This window comes from Bacillus sp. FSL L8-0167 (assembly GCF_038630295.1).
GTDB lineage: Bacteria > Bacillota > Bacilli > Bacillales > Bacillaceae > Bacillus > Bacillus safensis.
Genome location: NZ_CP152027.1, coordinates 792528 through 810065, shown reverse-complemented (window position 1 = coordinate 810065; position 17538 = coordinate 792528). Strand labels below are relative to the sequence as shown.

The following is a 17538-nucleotide window of genomic DNA, read 5'->3' as shown; positions in this document are numbered from 1 at the left end:
TTTAATTCCACTGATTTCTTTTGATTAATTCCGTGATATGGGCAAGGTGATGTTTTGAATGCCAAACGTACATTCCTGCTGCATTATATAAGGACACCGTTTGTTGATCGGCAGGGTGATAATAAGAAGCGTTGAAGTCATCCTCTGACATTCCCCGCAGTAAAGTGACCCACCTGCGATGCAGACTGCTGATCAAAGGCAGGGATAAACTAATGGGCGCCTTGCTGTCAGGAAGTGAGGCAAATCCCTCCTGATCATATGGACGTATGTCCGGTGTATCTTCTGTCAAAGCAAGTTTGAATCGTAAGTATGCATTCAGATGGCTGTCTGCTACGTGGTGAATGAGCTGACGAACAGTCCATCCTCCCGGCCGATAAGGTGTATCAAGCTGAGCATCTGTAAGCGGTGCGGTCACCGCTTCATACTCTTTGGGGATTGCAGCCAGCTGATCAATCCATGCTTCAAGCTGTGCTTTCGTTTTTGTTTCAACCGGTTCATATAAGCCAATCGGATATTGTAATGACGTCATACGTTCTCCCCTTTCTCAAATCCTTCAAGTACAAATTTGCCAATCATCTTTCCATGCTCAAGTGTTTGATGTGCCTGCTTCAAGTTAGCAGCATTGATCGGACTGAGAACCTTTGTTAAAGTATGCGTTATTTTTCCCTGCTCAAATAACTCACCCGCCTCTGTCAAAAGCTCATGCTGTTTGATCATGTCCGCTGTTTCAAACATAGGGCGTGTGAACATGAATTCCCAAACAAATGCCGCACTTTTATTTTTGAGTAATTGAATGTCTAGGTTGTGCTGGTTTTCGACAATGGTACAGATCGTTCCTTGCGGTTTGATGGCTTCTGCCATGCCTTTGAAATGTCCATCTGTATCATTTAAGCATAAAATAAAATCCACTTCGCCGATTCCTTTTTCCTCTAGCTGCGCTAAAAGCGGCTGATGATGATCAATGATATGATCGGCACCTAAGGACAGACACCACTCTTTTGTTTCTGGTCTTGATGCGGTAGCGATCACAGTTGCCTTCGTTAATTTAGCTAGTTGAATGGCGATAGAACCAACACCGCCTGCACCACCAATGATCAGCAAGGTTGAGCCTTCAGCATTCCGCTTCATATGCATCCGGTCAAATAAAGCCTCATAAGCCGTAATTGTTGTAAGGGGCATTGCGGCTGCTTCTGCAAAGGATAGATTGGCAGGCTTTTTCGCCACAATACGTTCATCCACAAGCTGGTATTCACTATTCGAGCCTTGACGCGTAATATCTCCCGCATAGTATACGTGATCACCTGGCTGAAACAATGTACACGATTCACCCACTTCAACAACCGTACCGCTTGCATCATAGCCTAGTATTTTCAGTTTTTCTTCCTTCTGATCCTTCGGTGATCTCACCTTTGTATCAACTGGATTCACGGACACAGCTTCTACCTTCACCAGTACATCTCTGCCAGACGCTTTAGGCTTTTCGACCTCCTGATCCATCAGGCTTTGCTCATGCTCAATCGGCAAATACTCCAATAGTCCAACTGCTTTCACTCGTTCGCACTCCCCTTCTCCATTCTTTCCACATTTTATCATAATTTTCTGATGTTTATGGCTGGATCAAACGAATGACAGCACATTTATGACCTTTTCAGGGCGTTTCGCTCCCTCGCCATGTATGAAGGACGTGCCTTTTGCAAAGAAGGAACATAAGTGAACCAGCTGCTCGTTTTAAAAAATAGCTGAACGTAATAAAACTGGACGTGCTGGAGAAAAACAACGGTCAATAGAAAAAGAGTGAATGAGAGTGTAGATAGATCCGCCCTTCCTTGTATCCATTCAGTGATCAAAAGAATCACAAAACCGAGGATGATGAGCTGTTCAACTCTTTGCACGAGCTGGCTAAGGAGCTGCCCGCGTTTTAATAAATCACCAGACTGGTGCTTTCTAATTTTTCTCGATTTGTAGAACCAAATGATACTTTCTGCTAAGTTATGAGTTATAAATAGTGCAATAAGCGCTATCGATAAAGGAGATGGGTGATAAAAAATGGGGACTGCAAATGGGATCACAAGAAAATAAATGGCAATCAATGCGTGTCTGACTGATAAGAGAAATAGGTCTTTTTCTATAGATGTTTTCATGTGTTTCACCTCCGTATGTACTACGTTTCAATTGCCAAAATGTTCCCCTTCGCTATCAAAAAAGGATGCCCCAAGAAGGCATCCTTTTCATGAATCAAACTTAAAAAGCAGCGCTTAGTACGACAGGGCCTTGCGGGAGCTTGTTATCCTTTTTCGGTTCAAGTGTAACAGCCACGGTATCCCATGATTCGCCTGCTTCTTTTTCAGATAACGCATAGGTGACGGTTCCTTCCCCCTTGTTATCTGTTTTAAAGGCACCGGCTGGAACCGGCTGATCTCCTTTAATAAGCCACACTTGATAAACAGCAGATGATTCAAGCTGACCCTTTAAGCCGTCTGCACTCACCACAAGTTCTTTTTTACCGTTATGCTCTATTACTGAAAAAGCACCTGTCGTTTTTGGTGATGCGGCCGATGCCAATGATTTTGTGGCAACAACCCTGACAGGTTCTTCCGCCTGTTCTTTTCCATTCGATAAGAAATACACATTTCCAGTTGCTGATATGAGAAGCAGTGCCGCAACGAGCGGTAAGAGCCACTGGTTTCGTTTCTTTTGCAGCGGTTTGATTTCGTTTGGCTCAGGTGCAGCCTTGAGCTCTTTTTTATGGCTGTTCTTTTCTTCGACTGTCTCTTCTTCAAACACCTGGGGTAAAATACGGTCTTTCATCCCTGCCGGAGGTGTTTGGTCACCTGCTAGAAATGGAATGTCAGACATGAGCAATGTTAATTCTTCAAGCTCTTCTTTGCAAGCTGAGCAGTGCTTGATGTGCTCTTCAAATTGCGTTTTTTCTTCTCCTTGTAAATGCCCGTTGAAATAATCAATCACTTGATGTTTACACTGAGTCATGCCTCTTCCTCCTTTCCTCCGCGAGACAGTTTCGATCGCAAATGCTTCAATGACAATCGAACCCTTCCTTTTACCGTACCAATAGGGATGCCCAGCTTGTCCGCGATGCTCTTTTGTGTCATCCCTTTAAAATAGACATCTTCTATGATGGTTTGCTGTTCTTTTGACAATGTAGATACTGCTTCACGTATGATTTGTTTTTCCTCGTTCCATTCTACTTCTTTTGATATATCTTCTTGATGATCAGCTAAATATTCAATCTGCTCATCTTCCAAAGCCGTTTCATTCCGGTTCTTTCTTATGAGATCAATGGCCGTGTTGCGTGACATCATAAATAACCACGAGGAGAATTTCCCTTTATCCGTATGATATTCTCCTATGCCGCGCCAGAGCTTGATGAAGACCTCTTGAAGCACTTCCTCCGCGAGCTCACGGTTGCCAGTCATTTTATAAATAAACGAATATAACACACGTTCATAGCGATCGTACAGCACTTCAAGCGAGGGCTTGTGACGATCATATTTGATCTTTTGATACAGCTCAAAATCTTGCAATGTGTCCATGGTCATCTCCTTCCTTTTTCATGAGAAAGAGCATGCGTATTCATCATGAAATCCTTCACGTATTGCTTATCACTCGATTTACTGAAATAAGCCTACCTTGTACTTTACTCTTTTTTCAAGGAGAAAAAAAGAGCGCTGAAAAAGGGAAGTGTGCTCCTCATGAGAATGTACTTACTTTACGACATAACAGACCATTTGGATCACTCGTGGTACAAAAGTCAAGAATCCATGTGTGACCACTCTCTGATCAGCTGATTTTAGCAAACTCTCGTCTCCCTCTCAATTCAATTGAGGTAGAACGCATTCTTTCCTCATGTCATAATAGGGTGTAAATTGGAGAAATTGGAGTGTCCGTATATGATGGTGACGATTGTTCTTTTTTTATTAGCAGGTTTAGCAGAAATTGGCGGCGGCTATTTGGTATGGCTTTGGCTGCGTGAAGCAAAGCCTGTCAGCTTCGGAATCGCCGGCAGCCTCATCTTGGTTGCATATGGCATCATTCCAACCTTCCAGCAGTTCCCGACTTTCGGACGGGTTTATGCTGCCTATGGCGGTGTTTTTGTCATTCTTGCTGTATTCTGGGGCTGGTGGGTCGATCGAAAAACACCTGATCTATATGACTGGATGGGTGCTTTGATTTGTTTGGCTGGAGTCAGTGTGATGTTATTTGCGCCTCGCAGTTAATGGACCCATTATAAAAAGTGCTGCCACATGCGATGCGGGCAGCACTTTTGCTATGTTATTTGAATGATTTAACGAGCTCCAGCCGTTTGTAATTCTTTGTTTTTCTCTTTAAAGCGTTCGTTATGAGAGGAAACGTACGCCACTTTTTCAGCTTCTGGTTCGATGTAAAGCTTCGCGCTATTCAGTGCATTGACTCCATCAACAAACGTGCCGGCAATTAAGCGGACCTTGCTTTTATGTGTACACAAGTCGCCTACCGCATAGACGCCCGGTAAATTGGTTTCCATTTTTTCATTAACCTCGATCAGTCCCCATTCACCTTGCTTGAGGCCCCATTCTGATAGCACGCTTAAATCGCCTTTCATCCCGTGATTGACGATCACAGCATCTGTTTCGATTCGTTCTTTTTCACCTGTCTCTATGTTTTGAATGGTGACCGCAGCAATTTTGTCGCCTTGACCATGCAGCTCTGTTAGTTCATGCGGGGTTAAAATTCGTTTGCAAGTTGCCTTCATGTTGGCGACGTTTTTCTCATGTCCGCCAAACATGTCACGGCGATGCACGACGGTGACACTTTCAGCAATCGGTGCAAGAGCATTGGCCCAGTCAACCGCTGAGTCGCCGCCTCCAGAAATCACAACCCGCTTCCCTGCAAATGTCTTAAGCTCCTGGACAGTGTAATAAAGGTTTGTCACTTCATAGCGGTCTGCATCCTCGATTTCAAGTTTCCGCTGAACTGGAATGCCGTGACCCATCGCTAATATGAGGGTCTTTGTCAAATGACGATCACCATTTTCAGCCGTCAGCAAAATATGATTATGTTCATCTCGCTCAAATGACGTGATTTTTTGATTCAGTGCAATCTCTGGTTCAAATGTTTTCGCCTGTGTTTCCAGCTGCTGTATCAGCTGTTCTCCTCTTGTTGGCGGCAAACCGCCGACATCCCAAATGACCTTTTCAGGATAAAGAAGGATTTTCCCGCCAAGGCTTTCGTTGTACTCAAGTACCTTCGTCTTTAAGTCCCGCATCCCACTATAAAAGGCGGTGTACATGCCTGCTGGACCGCCGCCAATAATGGTGACGTCAAACAATTCAAGCTGATCTGTCATTTGAGATCCCTCCAGTTTTCCATCGAATGATCTATTTTTCAGCGATATTGATTCTCATTATCATATGTACCTATTGTAGTCTACTCTAGTGAAGGGAATCAATAGCTTTCTACAAAAAAAGAACAGGACGAGCGCTCACTCGTCCTGTCATCCATCACACAATGGTTAAACCAAGGTCTTTTAATTCAAGAGAAACAAGTCTTGCAATCGCATCTGCGCCTTCTTTTGTAAAGTGCGTGCGGTCCTCAATTCCTGTTGACAGCATAAAGTAAGAGGTCGTTTTCTCTATACCAGAAATTTGATAAAACTGAAGGCTTGCCGTATTTAAATCAACGAGAAGGACTTCTTCTTCATCAGCTAATTCTTTCATAGCGGCACAATAATCAGGAAAATCATTGATAAATTCTCCGTCTTTTTCATGAAAACGGCCGACTGGCGTGAGTAAAAGTGGTGTTGCCCCTTTTGCTCTTGCTCCATGAATATATTGAGACAGGTAGCTTTTATACGTCGTGAAAGGATCTGTATGCCGCTCAGGCTTTTCCTTGGAAGCATCATTGTGCCCCATTTGTGTGAAAAGCCAGTCTCCTGGCTGAATGTCAGCCAATATGTCATCAAGGCGTCCTTCTTCAATGAATGTTTTTGAGCTTCTTCCACCAATGGCACGGTTCTCGACGTTCACCCCTTGCGCTGTATAGCGGTGTAAAAACTCTCCCCATCCTCCTTGAACAGGACGATCTGGATATGATGAAACGGTCGAATCACCAGCTAAATAGATGGTTGTCATGTTCATACGCCTCCCTTTTTCATTGAGCCACTTCACCCGAGCGATACGGGCATCCTAGTGGCTGCTGAAAAGATATGAAACAATCAGCATCGCTATTTCAATTATTCTCTTTTTAAAGATCAAAACCCTGCTTACCGGTAGATGTGAATGTGTTAAATATGCGGCGGAAGTTCTATTTTTGATTCCACTGCTTGATGTAACGCCTGAAGCATGTAGCCAATTCCTTTATATGGAGCCAGCGGATAATTTGCTTTTTGATGAGGCTGTAATAAAGGGTCGATCACTTTTCGATATTTCTTTCCACCTAGTACCACCAATTCATCATATGCGAAAAGATTTTTTTGATGAAATTGCTGGCTCAGTTCTTCTCGTGTGATCTGCTTAGCATGCGGTGTACCAAAAGCAACATCATAATTTTCATGTATGATATCATCTGCCTTTAAGAACCCGTGCTTCGCTGATAAGATCATCCAGTCTGAAAAAAACGTTTGGGCATAGCTTTTCGTACGCTGATGCAGCGGACTTAAATAAACGAGGTTCGCCGGCTGGCTCCCTGCTTCTGGATCGACGTCCCAAATTTTCTTCGCGCCACATGGAATGATACAAACTCGCTTCACTCAGGTTTTCTCCTTCCTTTTTCGATAGATCTGATACACGATACAGCCTAGCGCTGTGCCAAGTGTATTTAAAAGAATATCATCAATATCGCTGCTTCTTGTAATGATACCAGATTGTGAGAACATCCATTGGAGCAATTCGATCATGGTTGACAGGAGAAAGCCACCAAGAACCGCCTTTTGCCAGCGCATGGTTCGGAAGGCTTGATATAGAAAAAAACCGAGTGGTACAAATAACAATATGTTGCCTGCTAAATTTAAAAAGACAAGATTTGGATAGCCGTGATGGTAGGCGTGAAGATTTTGATAAATGGACTGCAAAGGCAAGAGATTAACACTCACCTGATCTCTTGGGGCGGAAAAACGATTTGGAAAGACCGTCAAATATAATAAAACATTCGTATAAATAAACAGACTGGCAAGAACCAATTCTGTCCGCAAATAAATAAAACGATTGTGCTTTTTTGCCTGTCTGTATCTCATATGTAAATAGAGCGGGACGAGCAGGAGAAAATAAGCAATGGAAAACATAGCACTGGATGTCATACAGAAAGCTGCCCCTTTCTCACATGATGATGCTTGACCATATTTACAGCTTATTCAGGCTTGCCCGCATCTATTCATCACTTATTCTCACATTCAATGAAGAGAAAACCATATTGACAAATCGTCATTTTCCCGCTAAACTGAATGACATTCAGTCAGTTAAGGCCGGTGATGATATGTCGAAACGAGAAAAGATTATGCTTGCTGCGATTGATGCGTTTAAAGAAAAAGGAATCGAAAAGACGACCATTTCGGATATTGTGAAAGCAGCAGGAGTAGCGCAAGGAACGTTTTATTTATATTTTCCTTCAAAGCTTTCCGTCATGCCTGCTATCGCTGAACATTTGATCGCACAGATGGTGCCTGCGATCGAAAAGGAATTAACTCAGCATGCAGATGTCCTCGATCAAGCAGATGCGCTTGTTGAATTCATTTTCGCTTTTACAAGGCAATACCGTGATGTCCTTGCCCTGACCTACTCAGGCTTAGCCGCCACCGAGCATTTAAAGGAATGGGAAGATATTTATGAGCCAATTTACAAATGGGTCGCTGCTTTTTTAGAAAAAGCAAAGCAGGACAAAAGGGTCCGTGCGAATTTGAACTGTCAATATGCAGCCAAATTCATTATCGGTTTACTTGAATCTTCTGCTGAGCAAATGTACTTATTTACGGAAACAGATACAGAAGAGGTTCTGATTCAAAAGCGAGAGGTGAAGCAATTTCTTCTTTACGCACTTGGCTTAGAGACACCTTAACTTAGTACAGCACTTGCTGTACGCTCTTTTTTGGTTTCGAAATGACGAATCGTCATTTTTTAAGTTTTAGGAGGAAATACGATGAAAAAAAGCTGGATGTATGTTGCACTCACTTGTTTATTCGAATTACTTTGGGTGTTTGGTTTAAATAGAGCTGATGCTGTGTGGGAATGGGCGGTCATTATCTGCCTGATCCCAGTTGATTTTTATTTTTTAATGAAGGCCTGCGAGAAGCTGCCGACAGGGACCGTGTACGCCGTGTTTGCCGGAGTTGGAACGATTGGTACATCTTTGATGGATTATGCGCTGTTTGGCGGTTCGTTTTCATTAGAAAAGCTCTTATTTATGGGCATTTTAATTCTCGGAATTATCGGACTGAAAGTGTCTGATGGAGATGCACATGAGCAGAAAGGAGAAGCGGTATAAATGGGCTGGTTTTTTCTACTGTTGGCCTCTGCCTGCGAAATCGGCGGCACCATTGGCCTCAATATGTTTAGTAAGAAAAAGCAATTCACGACAGGCATTTTATTTGTCGGCGGGTTTGCCTTATCCTTTTTGTTTTTATACGCCTCGTTTTCTTCCGTTCAAGTCTCCGTTGCCTATACGGTTTGGATTGGACTTGGAACAGCGGGCTCTGTCTTGTTTAATATGATTCTATTTAAAGAGCCGAAAAACTTGATTCGTATACTCAGCTTGCTGCTGATTGTGATTGGTGTGGTTGGGCTGAAGTTGTTTGCGTAATTGAATCACAAGAAAGTAAAAATTTATGATGGTATTAGCCATTACATTAGCAATAGAAAAAGCAATGGAATTGATGTTCCATTGCTTTTTAAGTTAATTTATATACTTTTCTTGGTACGCTTTAAATTGTTCTTCGAATTTTTGCAGCTTTGCCCCATCAACTTTTGAATTTAATTTCGGTTTTCGCTTTCCAATCACCATCACATCTTTATCTACAATAGGACTTGATAAAAAGATGTATGGCGCAAAACGATCACACTTCGTATTTGGGAGGGTTACGGATAACCTGGCATATTCTTCTGTCGGGAATTGGTTCGAAATTTCAAGTTCCTTGAGTCCCACTAATTCCGATATCGGCTCTAAAGACTCGTCCTTCACTTTTATATTTGATAAACACAGATATGTTAAATTCTTGAGGTATCTTAAAGGTTGAAGAGTATTTAAGTTTAATGAATTAAAAAGACCGCCTGACAATTCTAACCATTCTAAATCAGTTTTTTTCTGCAAAGGGGCTATGTCATTCAACTTTGAAAAATCTGTTATGGATAAAGTTTTTAAAAAAGTGTTTTTTGATAAATCCCATAAACTTTGTGCCTTTGTATTCCATTCAAGTGCCAATACCTCAACATCTTTAAGAGAACTGATGATTGATAAATCTTCTACTCTCAGTTCACGCATATAGAGCATTTTGGGATTAACTAAGCTCAAGATCGTATTGAATTCCTTTTGATTCACTTTGTAAATCCACAATTTCGTCAGATTAGAAAAAGATTTCAATCTTTCAATATTTTTTGTTTTTCCTGTGATTAACAACTCAGTGGAATTTCCATCTACATTTGCTAAATCATGAGCAACTTCTGGTCGTTTATCATGATGAAAAATATATTGGGGGTCTTCTGTTAGCATTCTTCTACCTCCACACCTATAATTAGGGAATATCTAAATAAATTTTATCAGTATTTTGGAGTCAACACATTATTATCTTTAGCACTTTCTGATATTTCTTCTGAAGAAACAGGGGAAGGGATAAAAACTAGATGATCTTCTTTGGTCGTCAATCGTGATTATGACCTCTGTTTTCAATCCATTTTATAAAATCTTTATCATCTAAAATATGGAGCAGTCATTGGAGACTATCTGCTAGGCAGCGGACTTCTACCAATTGATATGCTAATTTTAGTAGATAATAAAGTTAGTAAAATGCCTATATATAAATAAAAGAACTCTAATTCTTATCCGAATTAGAGTCCTCATGATATGACTGATTTTATTTTTCTACCTTAAAATCGAACCCGTTCATCAAAGCCTCTTTTTTATTTCTCGTTTAATGGGTATCTTGCTGCTCAAGCAAGAAATCCATTGCGTAAATCGATTCGCCTTTCTCATCCAATAAAAAGTACACAATCAAAGGCTCTCCAAAAGCTGCTGTCTGCTGCGCGAACAAAACACAGGTGAATTTTTCAATACCAACTGGCAGCTTTCTTTTTAATAAAGGGTGGAGAATAGGCGAAGCCCGAATTGTATCTACATCAACATCCCAACGTTCGTTTTTTAAAGCTGGATAATGCTCTGATAACAATTGGTGTAACATATCGGTCGTGAGCGCTGCTTTTCCATCGCATCCATCATTTATTATGTTGGTGTTATACATCCGATGGCTGCTCACCCTTTGAAGCGTTGATTCGTATTCCTTTTAAGACAAATCGTTTCTGACCATCAATTGTACAAGTGATCAATGTCAGTTCATTTTTCCCGCGATCCTTTAGTACATCCACATCTGTCGGTTCAATCGTAGCTGAGCTGACAATTTTATATTCGTATGTTTCAGCTTGATGATGTAAGACAACTTTTTCTCCTTTAGGCACCTCTGGCAGCTGACGGAAAAGACGATCGCCTCTATACCCTCTATGCCCTGCAATCGTGAAATTCCCTTCACCTGGCATTTGATGAGATTTAATTTGAGTCAGTGCTATACCTAAATTTTCTTTTGATGTAACAGGAAGCACTTTTTCGTTTAAATCAATTGACGGGATCTCTAGCTCCATCACATCTCGCAGGTCTTCTTCTGACACAGTTAAATGTGGAATAGAAGAAAGGGCATCACTGTCATTTTCTTTAATCATCTTTAATGCCTGTTCCATTGCTGCTGTCTCTTGAGAAGTTCGCCACTCATATAGAAAAGGAACGGAGATGAGCATCAGCCCCGTGACCACCAAAAAGCTGCCTAATAAGGTTCTTTTTTTCATCAATACACTCGTTCCTTCCTTTTACTGAATGGTTCTTCTTCTGACAACAAGAAGAACAGTTCCAGAAGCTACTAGTAAAATCCCTGCATACATCAAATAACGCAGCCATTCTTCACCAGTCTTTGGCAGCTCACCGTTTGAGTCATGAGGCGGATGCTGATCCCCTTTATCTGAGGCTGGAGGATTCGTGTGGTCCTCTTCATTCTTCACTGGTGCATTTTTCACAATCATTGTCTTGATCTCCACTTCGCCCATTTGAATTGTAAAAGCGAGCGGTTTCTTTAAAGCTACATAACCATCCGGTGCTTTCGTCTCTGTGAGTAGATACTCTCCAGGTTTAAGCCCTTTGACAATGGCTTCTCCGTCTTTTCCTGTTGTCACAGATTTTATGGTTTTCCCGGCTTTTGTACGAATGTCAAAGGCTGCCCCTTTTAAGGTTCTATCTGTCTGCTGGTCTACCTTTATGATACGCAGACTTCCTAAGATCAAGTGATTCTTCGCTGTTAATTGAAGCGGCTTCTGCTGATTTTTCTCAATTGTGAATAGGATCGGCTGATGATCCAATTGATAGCCATGAGGTGCTTTCGTTTCAACGAATTGATATTGTCCCGGTTTTAAATCGTTGATGTGAAGCTTGCCTTTTTGGTCCGTTACAAGTGATTTCTTCAACGTTTTTCCTTCTTTACTCAGAAGAGCAAACTCTGCATCTTCCAGCGTATGTCCCTCATCATCCACTTTGGTCAGTTCCACTGCTCCCGGCGTCAGCTTGTTAATCATTTCTACTTTTGATGGTTTGTCTTGACCTAATCGAATTGTAAAGGTGACAGGTGTCTGATCCAATTCATAGCCGGCAATGCTTGCTGTTTCGACAAATCGATAGGTGCCTGGCTTCAGTTGATCGACTGTTAGTTGACCGTTTTTATCTGTCTTCAAGTCTTTCTTTATACGTTGATCGTGCTCATCAAGCAGATCGAAGGTCACTCCATTGAGCAACTGACCATCTTCTCCTTTTTTCTGAAGCTGCACAGCACTTGTCGTCCGAATATTTTCTTTTGTCACTTTCACCAGTTGTTTAGGATTGAAATCAATCTTAAAGTCTACTGGTTCTGCATCAAGTTTATGTCCAAAAGGAGCCTTCGTTTCAACCAATTGGTAAGCGCCTGGTTTCAAATCGTTGACACTGATAATGCCTTTCTCATTGGTTGTTAAACCTGACATCAATTCTTTACCATCGTCATTGAAAAGGGTAAATTCTGCGCCTTTCAATCTCTCTTTTTCTTCCCCTATTTTGGTGAGTTCTACAGAACCTTTCTTGAGCTGATTGATGGCCTCCACTTGAATCAATTCTTTTTGACCTAATTCAACTTGAAAGGCAAGTGGTTTCGTACTCAATTCATAGCCTTCAAGACTCTTTCTTTCAACAAATTGATAGGTTCCAGGTTTTAAACCTGTGAAGGTAATCTTTCCATCCTGATTGGTTGTAATCCCTTCTCCTCCTGCCACTATCTTTCCTTTAGCATCAGATAGGTCAAAGACAACTCCTTCTAATGATTTCCCATCTTCGCCTTTTTTGTGCAGCAGCACTCCGCCTGTAGTGCGGCTATTTTCTTTTGTCACACTAACCAGCTTCTCAGGATTAAATGGAATAGCAAAAGTGACAGGTGTTTCGTCGAGCTCATGACCGAATGGAGCCTTCGTTTCAACAAACTGATAGGTTCCAGGTTTCAGATCGTTGACGATGATCTTCCCGTTCTGATCAGTGACGAGACCTGTTTTTATCTCTTTTCCATTTGCATCTATAAGCTTAAATTCTGCTCCTTCAAGCACATCATCATCCTTTTCACCGAGCTTCGTGAGCTGAACAGATCCAGTTTTGAGATCATTGATCACTTTGATCTCTGCTGGTGTTTTTTGTGCGATTTCGATGGTAAAAGAATAAGGTTTATTATTCTTTTGGTAACCATCAACACTCTCTGTCTCCACGAGCTGATATTTGCCCGGTTTGAGGTTGTCGACCAAAATCTTCCCATCTTCATCTGTTGTCAAATCTTTACGCACAACTTTGTCATTTTGATCCAAGACTTCAAATCGAACACCTTGAAGCTTCTTGCCATCTTCCCCTTCTTTTAACACTTCTAATGCACTTGTCTCATATAGGTTCTTTTGCGAAATGACGACTGGTTCCTTTGGATCAAGTGGTACTTCAAATTTGATTGGCGTTTCATCTAATACATAACCATCTGGTGCTTTTGTTTCAACGAGCTGATACGTACCCGGCCTTAGTTCGTTTATCGTGATTTTGCCATTTTCTCCTGTGACAAGCGACTTTTGCAGCTCTTGCCCATCTTTATCTAAAAGCTTGAATTGTGCACCTTCTAGTCGCTCTCCGCCTTCACCTATTTTGCTCAATTCTGCTGAGCCTTTGATGATGTCATTTACTGCGGTGACAGTCGTTATTTCTGTTTGATTTTCTTTAATGGTGAACGGCCATTTTTGCTGATTTAATTGATAGCCTTTCGGTGCGTTTGTCTCAACAAAATAATAGGAACCTGGCTCAAGATGTTTGAAAAGGATTTCTCCTTTTTCGTCCGTTTTCAAATCGGTTTGGACGGTCTCTCCAGATTCATTTTTCAGTTCAAATTCTGCATTCTCTAATGCTGCACCCGTCTCTTTGTCTTTTTTCGTTAACTTGACATGCTGGCGGATTTCTTGGTTCTGCACCGTCATGCTATTTCCTGTTTTCGCTTGATCTCCTGATTCGTAAGGCTGATCAATCGTGACATGGATCGGTTCCTTGGTTTTAATATAACCATCAGGTGCTTTCTCTTCTGTCACGATATAATCACCATACAGAAGACGATCAAATCGAAGAGCTCCTTCTTCATCTGTTGTCTTTGTACCAATGACGATGCCACTCGCAGCATCTGTCAGAGAGAAGCTTGCTCCTTTTAGCGCTTTTCCACTACTCGCATCTACCTTTTTAACGGTTAAAGCACCAATCGATCCTGTGCCATCTCCCATGCCAGCGGTGCGTTTCACCACAATTGAAGCTTCGGATTCCTTTTTGATTTCTTTTACATTTTCACCTCTAAACGTTACTTCGTTTTGAAGTGTACTTCCCACTTTATCTAAAATGAGAGATTGGTATTCTAAAATATATGGTCTCGTGATTTCTTCTTTAAATTTAATTTGAAAAGAATCTGGATCGAATTCAAGGTCTAGCTCATAATCCTTCCCTTTTTCCAGCTCTTCTCCTTTTGCCACTTGCCCCTTTTCATCTATTGTCGTCGAATAGAGATGAAATGAGTTTTCTATTATGGCTTGGTTACTGCTTGGATGATCTATAATCGTCGCATCTTGGACAGTTGATTGACCAAAGTTGATATTCAGTTTCCAATCAATGACTTTCCCTTGTTGATTTCCTGATTTGCTCGTGTATTTCCCTCCATTTGGAATGGACACTACAGCATTCACGTCTGATTCTTTTGTCTGTCCATCATAAAGGGTCGCCTTATTATCGTAGGTTTTCTGTACTAAATCCATTCCTTCAACACTTGTTTGATACGTGATTTTGTATGGGGAATCAATGGCTTTTTTGAAAATGACTTCGAAGCCTGTTTCTCCCTTTTCATTTTCAAGGAATTTGATGTCATAATGTTCTTTCGCTAATACCTCTTTTTCTTCTGCTCCATTTTCCCCGCCTTGTAAATCAAGCGAGTAAACGGTGATTGAATCTTTAAGCAAACGCTGATTTCCTTGAATGAAATCCTCGATTTTCGCCTCTTCTAAATGTTTCAAGTTATAGTTCACACCGATATTCCATGTGATCTCTTTTTTCTTTGCATCATAAGTTCCGTTCTTGAATCCATTTGACTGCGTGTATGTGTCAGGCGTGAAGATAGATTGATTTTCCTTCGTCAAATCCTTGCCATCTTCATTTACCCATTCAAGCTTTACATGATTACGCAGGTTCTTTTGATCCTTATCTGCTCTTTTTTCATAATCAAAAGCCGTTGTATATGTGACGGTATGTTCTGTGTTTATTTCTTTCATAAATTGAATATCAAATCCATTTGCATGTTCAACTATTAGATAGTCTGTGCCTTCTTCAAGCACTGAATTGCCTGTCGTTACTTTTAAACTATCTTTTTGCAGCGTCAATCCTTCGTTTGTAAACGTATCTTTTAATATTAGATTGTTCATCATTTGTTGATCTTTGTTGAAGGTGATACGCCATGGAATGGTCTTGTTCTTGTAATTCGGTGTTCCATGACTTTTCGTTAGGATTTGCTGGTCAATTCTTTGCTTCCCTTGTTTGCTCTCTTTGCCAGCTGTTACAGTATTGATAATCTCTTCAGCTTCAAAAATCCGCTCGGCTGCTTTCGTTTGATAGGTGATGAGATAAGCTGATTGAATATCTTGATTGAATTGCAAGGTAAACCCGTTTTGTTCATCCTTTTTTTGAGGTTGAACTACATAATTTTCAAACGCTTTAGTCCCTGCTTCGTTGCCATTTTGATCAATTGTGACTTCTTTGACTTGAAATGAATCAGAAATCAGCGCCTGTGTGCCGTTAAAGTAGTCTTCTAACAAAGCGTCCTTTTGAGCCAGCTTTTTTTCGTTATAGTTATATCGAATTTCCCATGTAATTGTTTGTGTGACTGGATCGTAGTGAGCGGCTTTTTTATTTAAAGGACTGCCTCTTGTCACATTCACTGTTCCTTCTGCTGAACTGATCACTTTATCACCAGAAACAAGGGACGCTTTATTACGAAATGCAGATTGATCCTGATTCGTAATATCCGTTTCATACATTAAACGGTAAGCTAGATGAACGTCATCTTTAAATTCAATCGTGAAATTTTGACCATCTGCTGTTTGGCCGATTGTGTAGTGGTTTTCGTCAAGCAGCTGACCAATCGATGTTTCGCCATTTAGCTTTGTATCAATACGATAAAGCTTAATTGAATCTTTTTTCAACGCCTGACCTTCTTGAATCGGATCTAACAGTTTCGCTTGTTTCACATCTTCTAAATCCATATTAAAATCTACTGTCCATTGAATGGTTTCAGCATTGTAAGTTCGATTTGGTTCTCCCTTTTTAGAGACATTTGGGCCATTTGGAATGTATTGAATCGGGATTGATATTTTATCCTTTCCTTCAATCGGGGTAATGACCACTTCTTTTTCTTCAGTAATGACAGTTTTTTTATCTAATTGCGTCCACACTTGAAGTGTTCCATGAATATTTGAATATTGTTTAATAAAATCAGTGAACTCGATGGAGGCATTTCCGCTTTCATCTACAGAAAAATAACCAATGGTTGCCTGATTAAATTTCATCTCAAGACGATCGATTTTTTCGTAAATCACTAATTCCTCTGGAACCTTGAAATGGAATTCATCCCCGCCATTATAGCTATGCCCATTCGGGATGGCCCACTCATAGTTAATGGAAATAAGCGAGTTGATGTCAGGCTTTTCAACTGAATTTCCTTCCTGATCTTCAAAGATTAATTTCGCATCAGTGAGGAGATTTTCTTGTATCAGCATTTGTTTTGAAACACTTTGCAGCCCTGCACGCTTAGATACGCTCACTTTGTTTTTTAGTAATTCATCTTCATCGTTTTGTTTCGTTTGAACGGCTTCTTGATTGTTAGAAGCTTTATCTTTCTCAGATGAGATTGAGTCATCTTTTGGAAGGCTTTCTTCACCCTTATTTTGCTTTGTTTTCTCTTCTTGCTGATTTATACTTGTGACATCGATGTCAATTGATCCTTCTAAATTTGGATCGATCTCAACATCTTCTTTAAATTTCACCGTCACTTCATTTTGTTTTGAAACGGTATACTCGCCAACAGGTATGTCACCCACAGTAATGGGTTCCTTCTGCTCCTTCTCTACCTGGATGGCTGAAGGAAGAGTGAGACCATACGGATATTGTTTTTTTAGATCAATTCCTTTTATAGACCAATGTACAGTGGCCTTTCTTACTTGCTGATCTTCCATGCTTGATAACTTATTGCCTTCGCTATCAGCAAACTCAATATCCCCATAAATGTTTTCTTGAATTTCTTTTGCTTGTGCCCCTGCTAAAGGCAAGATTCCTAATATACTAGACTGTATGACTAGCACTGTAATGAGTGCCAGCGACAATATTCTTTTCAATACATCCACCCTTTTCTAAAATTAATTTTCAACAACGATAAAAAAATCATTCGTATACTGTCAGATCAATCACCCCGCTTCTGATCAATATTTTCTAAAAATTGCACCTTAAGACCCTATGAATAAAATGAGTTGATCAATCATGAGCTTGAAAGGTCATCATGAGTAGTGGATTGAGTAAATGGATTGGGGTCTATAGAAATGGGGAATAGTGAGAGGATCGTGAAAAGATTAAATGTGAATTTTTATATTTATACTGGAATGAACAATAAACGATGTGTACATGCATATATAAGCATGTATTCACATATGGTTCGTTCATATGAAACAAGCATGT

General features: G+C 40.7%; 17 protein-coding genes. 4 read left to right on the top strand and 13 right to left on the bottom strand.

The window, feature by feature from the left end; all coding sequences use genetic code 11:
• Position 1 precedes the first annotated feature (1 nt).
• The 5 genes from MHB66_RS03990 to MHB66_RS03970 all read right to left on the bottom strand — a co-directional run bounded on the left by MHB66_RS03990 (position 2) and on the right by MHB66_RS03970 (position 3551).
• On the bottom strand, positions 2-529 hold the full coding sequence (locus MHB66_RS03990; RefSeq protein ID WP_041116246.1) for a YfiT family bacillithiol transferase: 528 nt from the start codon (positions 527-529) through the stop codon (positions 2-4).
• Positions 526-1551, bottom strand: coding sequence for a zinc-binding alcohol dehydrogenase family protein (locus tag MHB66_RS03985; RefSeq protein WP_046314304.1), 1026 nt, complete (start codon positions 1549-1551; stop codon positions 526-528). Before MHB66_RS03985 ends, MHB66_RS03990 begins: the two co-directional genes overlap by 4 nt.
• Before the next feature lie 86 nt (positions 1552-1637).
• Positions 1638-2141 carry a hypothetical protein gene (locus tag MHB66_RS03980; RefSeq protein WP_046314302.1) on the bottom strand — a complete coding sequence of 168 codons (504 nt, stop codon included), beginning with the start codon at positions 2139-2141 and terminating at the stop codon, positions 1638-1640.
• A gap of 100 nt (positions 2142-2241) precedes the next feature.
• Positions 2242-2988 (bottom strand): anti-sigma factor, encoded by a 747-nt coding sequence (locus tag MHB66_RS03975; RefSeq protein WP_046314299.1) that lies wholly within the window; start codon positions 2986-2988, stop codon positions 2242-2244.
• Positions 2985-3551 carry a sigma-70 family RNA polymerase sigma factor gene (locus tag MHB66_RS03970; RefSeq protein ID WP_034283744.1) on the bottom strand — a complete coding sequence of 189 codons (567 nt, stop codon included), beginning with the start codon at positions 3549-3551 and terminating at the stop codon, positions 2985-2987. Before MHB66_RS03970 ends, MHB66_RS03975 begins: the two co-directional genes overlap by 4 nt.
• Before the next feature lie 357 nt (positions 3552-3908).
• On the opposite strand from MHB66_RS03970, the gene MHB66_RS03965 reads away from it, so the two are divergent.
• Positions 3909-4235 carry a YnfA family protein gene (locus MHB66_RS03965; protein WP_034283743.1) on the top strand — a complete coding sequence of 109 codons (327 nt, stop codon included), beginning with the start codon at positions 3909-3911 and terminating at the stop codon, positions 4233-4235.
• A gap of 68 nt (positions 4236-4303) precedes the next feature.
• Here MHB66_RS03965 and MHB66_RS03960 read toward each other — a convergent pair whose 3' ends face one another.
• From MHB66_RS03960 to MHB66_RS03945, 4 genes are all read right to left on the bottom strand, one after another.
• Positions 4304-5344 (bottom strand): NAD(P)/FAD-dependent oxidoreductase, encoded by a 1041-nt coding sequence (locus MHB66_RS03960; protein WP_034283741.1) that lies wholly within the window; start codon positions 5342-5344, stop codon positions 4304-4306.
• Positions 5345-5498: 154 nt separating this feature from the next.
• A complete protein-coding gene (locus tag MHB66_RS03955) occupies positions 5499-6128 on the bottom strand; it encodes a rhamnogalacturonan acetylesterase (RefSeq protein ID WP_025093483.1) in 630 nt (209 codons plus the stop codon).
• A 152-nt stretch (positions 6129-6280) separates the two neighbouring features.
• On the bottom strand, positions 6281-6745 hold the full coding sequence (locus MHB66_RS03950) for a DUF6884 domain-containing protein (protein ID WP_041116240.1): 465 nt from the start codon (positions 6743-6745) through the stop codon (positions 6281-6283).
• Positions 6746-7291 carry a VanZ family protein gene (locus tag MHB66_RS03945; protein WP_034283737.1) on the bottom strand — a complete coding sequence of 182 codons (546 nt, stop codon included), beginning with the start codon at positions 7289-7291 and terminating at the stop codon, positions 6746-6748.
• 176 nt (positions 7292-7467) lie between these two features.
• On the opposite strand from MHB66_RS03945, the gene MHB66_RS03940 reads away from it, so the two are divergent.
• The 3 genes from MHB66_RS03940 to MHB66_RS03930 all read left to right on the top strand — a co-directional run bounded on the left by MHB66_RS03940 (position 7468) and on the right by MHB66_RS03930 (position 8787).
• Positions 7468-8046, top strand: coding sequence for a TetR family transcriptional regulator (locus tag MHB66_RS03940; protein WP_046314349.1), 579 nt, complete (start codon positions 7468-7470; stop codon positions 8044-8046).
• 81 nt (positions 8047-8127) lie between these two features.
• Positions 8128-8472: an SMR family transporter gene (locus tag MHB66_RS03935; protein ID WP_034283735.1), complete on the top strand. Its 345-nt coding sequence runs from the start codon at positions 8128-8130 to the stop codon at positions 8470-8472.
• Entirely contained in the window at positions 8473-8787 is a 315-nt protein-coding gene (locus MHB66_RS03930) for an SMR family transporter (RefSeq protein ID WP_046314297.1), read from the top strand. It abuts the gene before it with no gap.
• Between the two features lie 93 nt (positions 8788-8880).
• Here the strand turns inward: MHB66_RS03930 and MHB66_RS03925 are convergent, their stop codons facing one another.
• The 4 genes from MHB66_RS03925 to MHB66_RS03910 form a co-directional block, all read right to left on the bottom strand.
• Positions 8881-9693: a leucine-rich repeat domain-containing protein gene (locus MHB66_RS03925; RefSeq protein WP_046314295.1), complete on the bottom strand. Its 813-nt coding sequence runs from the start codon at positions 9691-9693 to the stop codon at positions 8881-8883.
• Between the two features lie 418 nt (positions 9694-10111).
• Positions 10112-10438 carry a hypothetical protein gene (locus MHB66_RS03920; RefSeq protein ID WP_046314293.1) on the bottom strand — a complete coding sequence of 109 codons (327 nt, stop codon included), beginning with the start codon at positions 10436-10438 and terminating at the stop codon, positions 10112-10114.
• Positions 10431-11033, bottom strand: coding sequence for a class D sortase (locus MHB66_RS03915; RefSeq protein WP_046314346.1), 603 nt, complete (start codon positions 11031-11033; stop codon positions 10431-10433). Before MHB66_RS03915 ends, MHB66_RS03920 begins: the two co-directional genes overlap by 8 nt.
• 21 nt (positions 11034-11054) lie before the next feature.
• On the bottom strand, positions 11055-17210 hold the full coding sequence (locus tag MHB66_RS03910; RefSeq protein ID WP_342490572.1) for a SpaA isopeptide-forming pilin-related protein: 6156 nt from the start codon (positions 17208-17210) through the stop codon (positions 11055-11057).
• Positions 17211-17538: the final 328 nt, after the last annotated feature.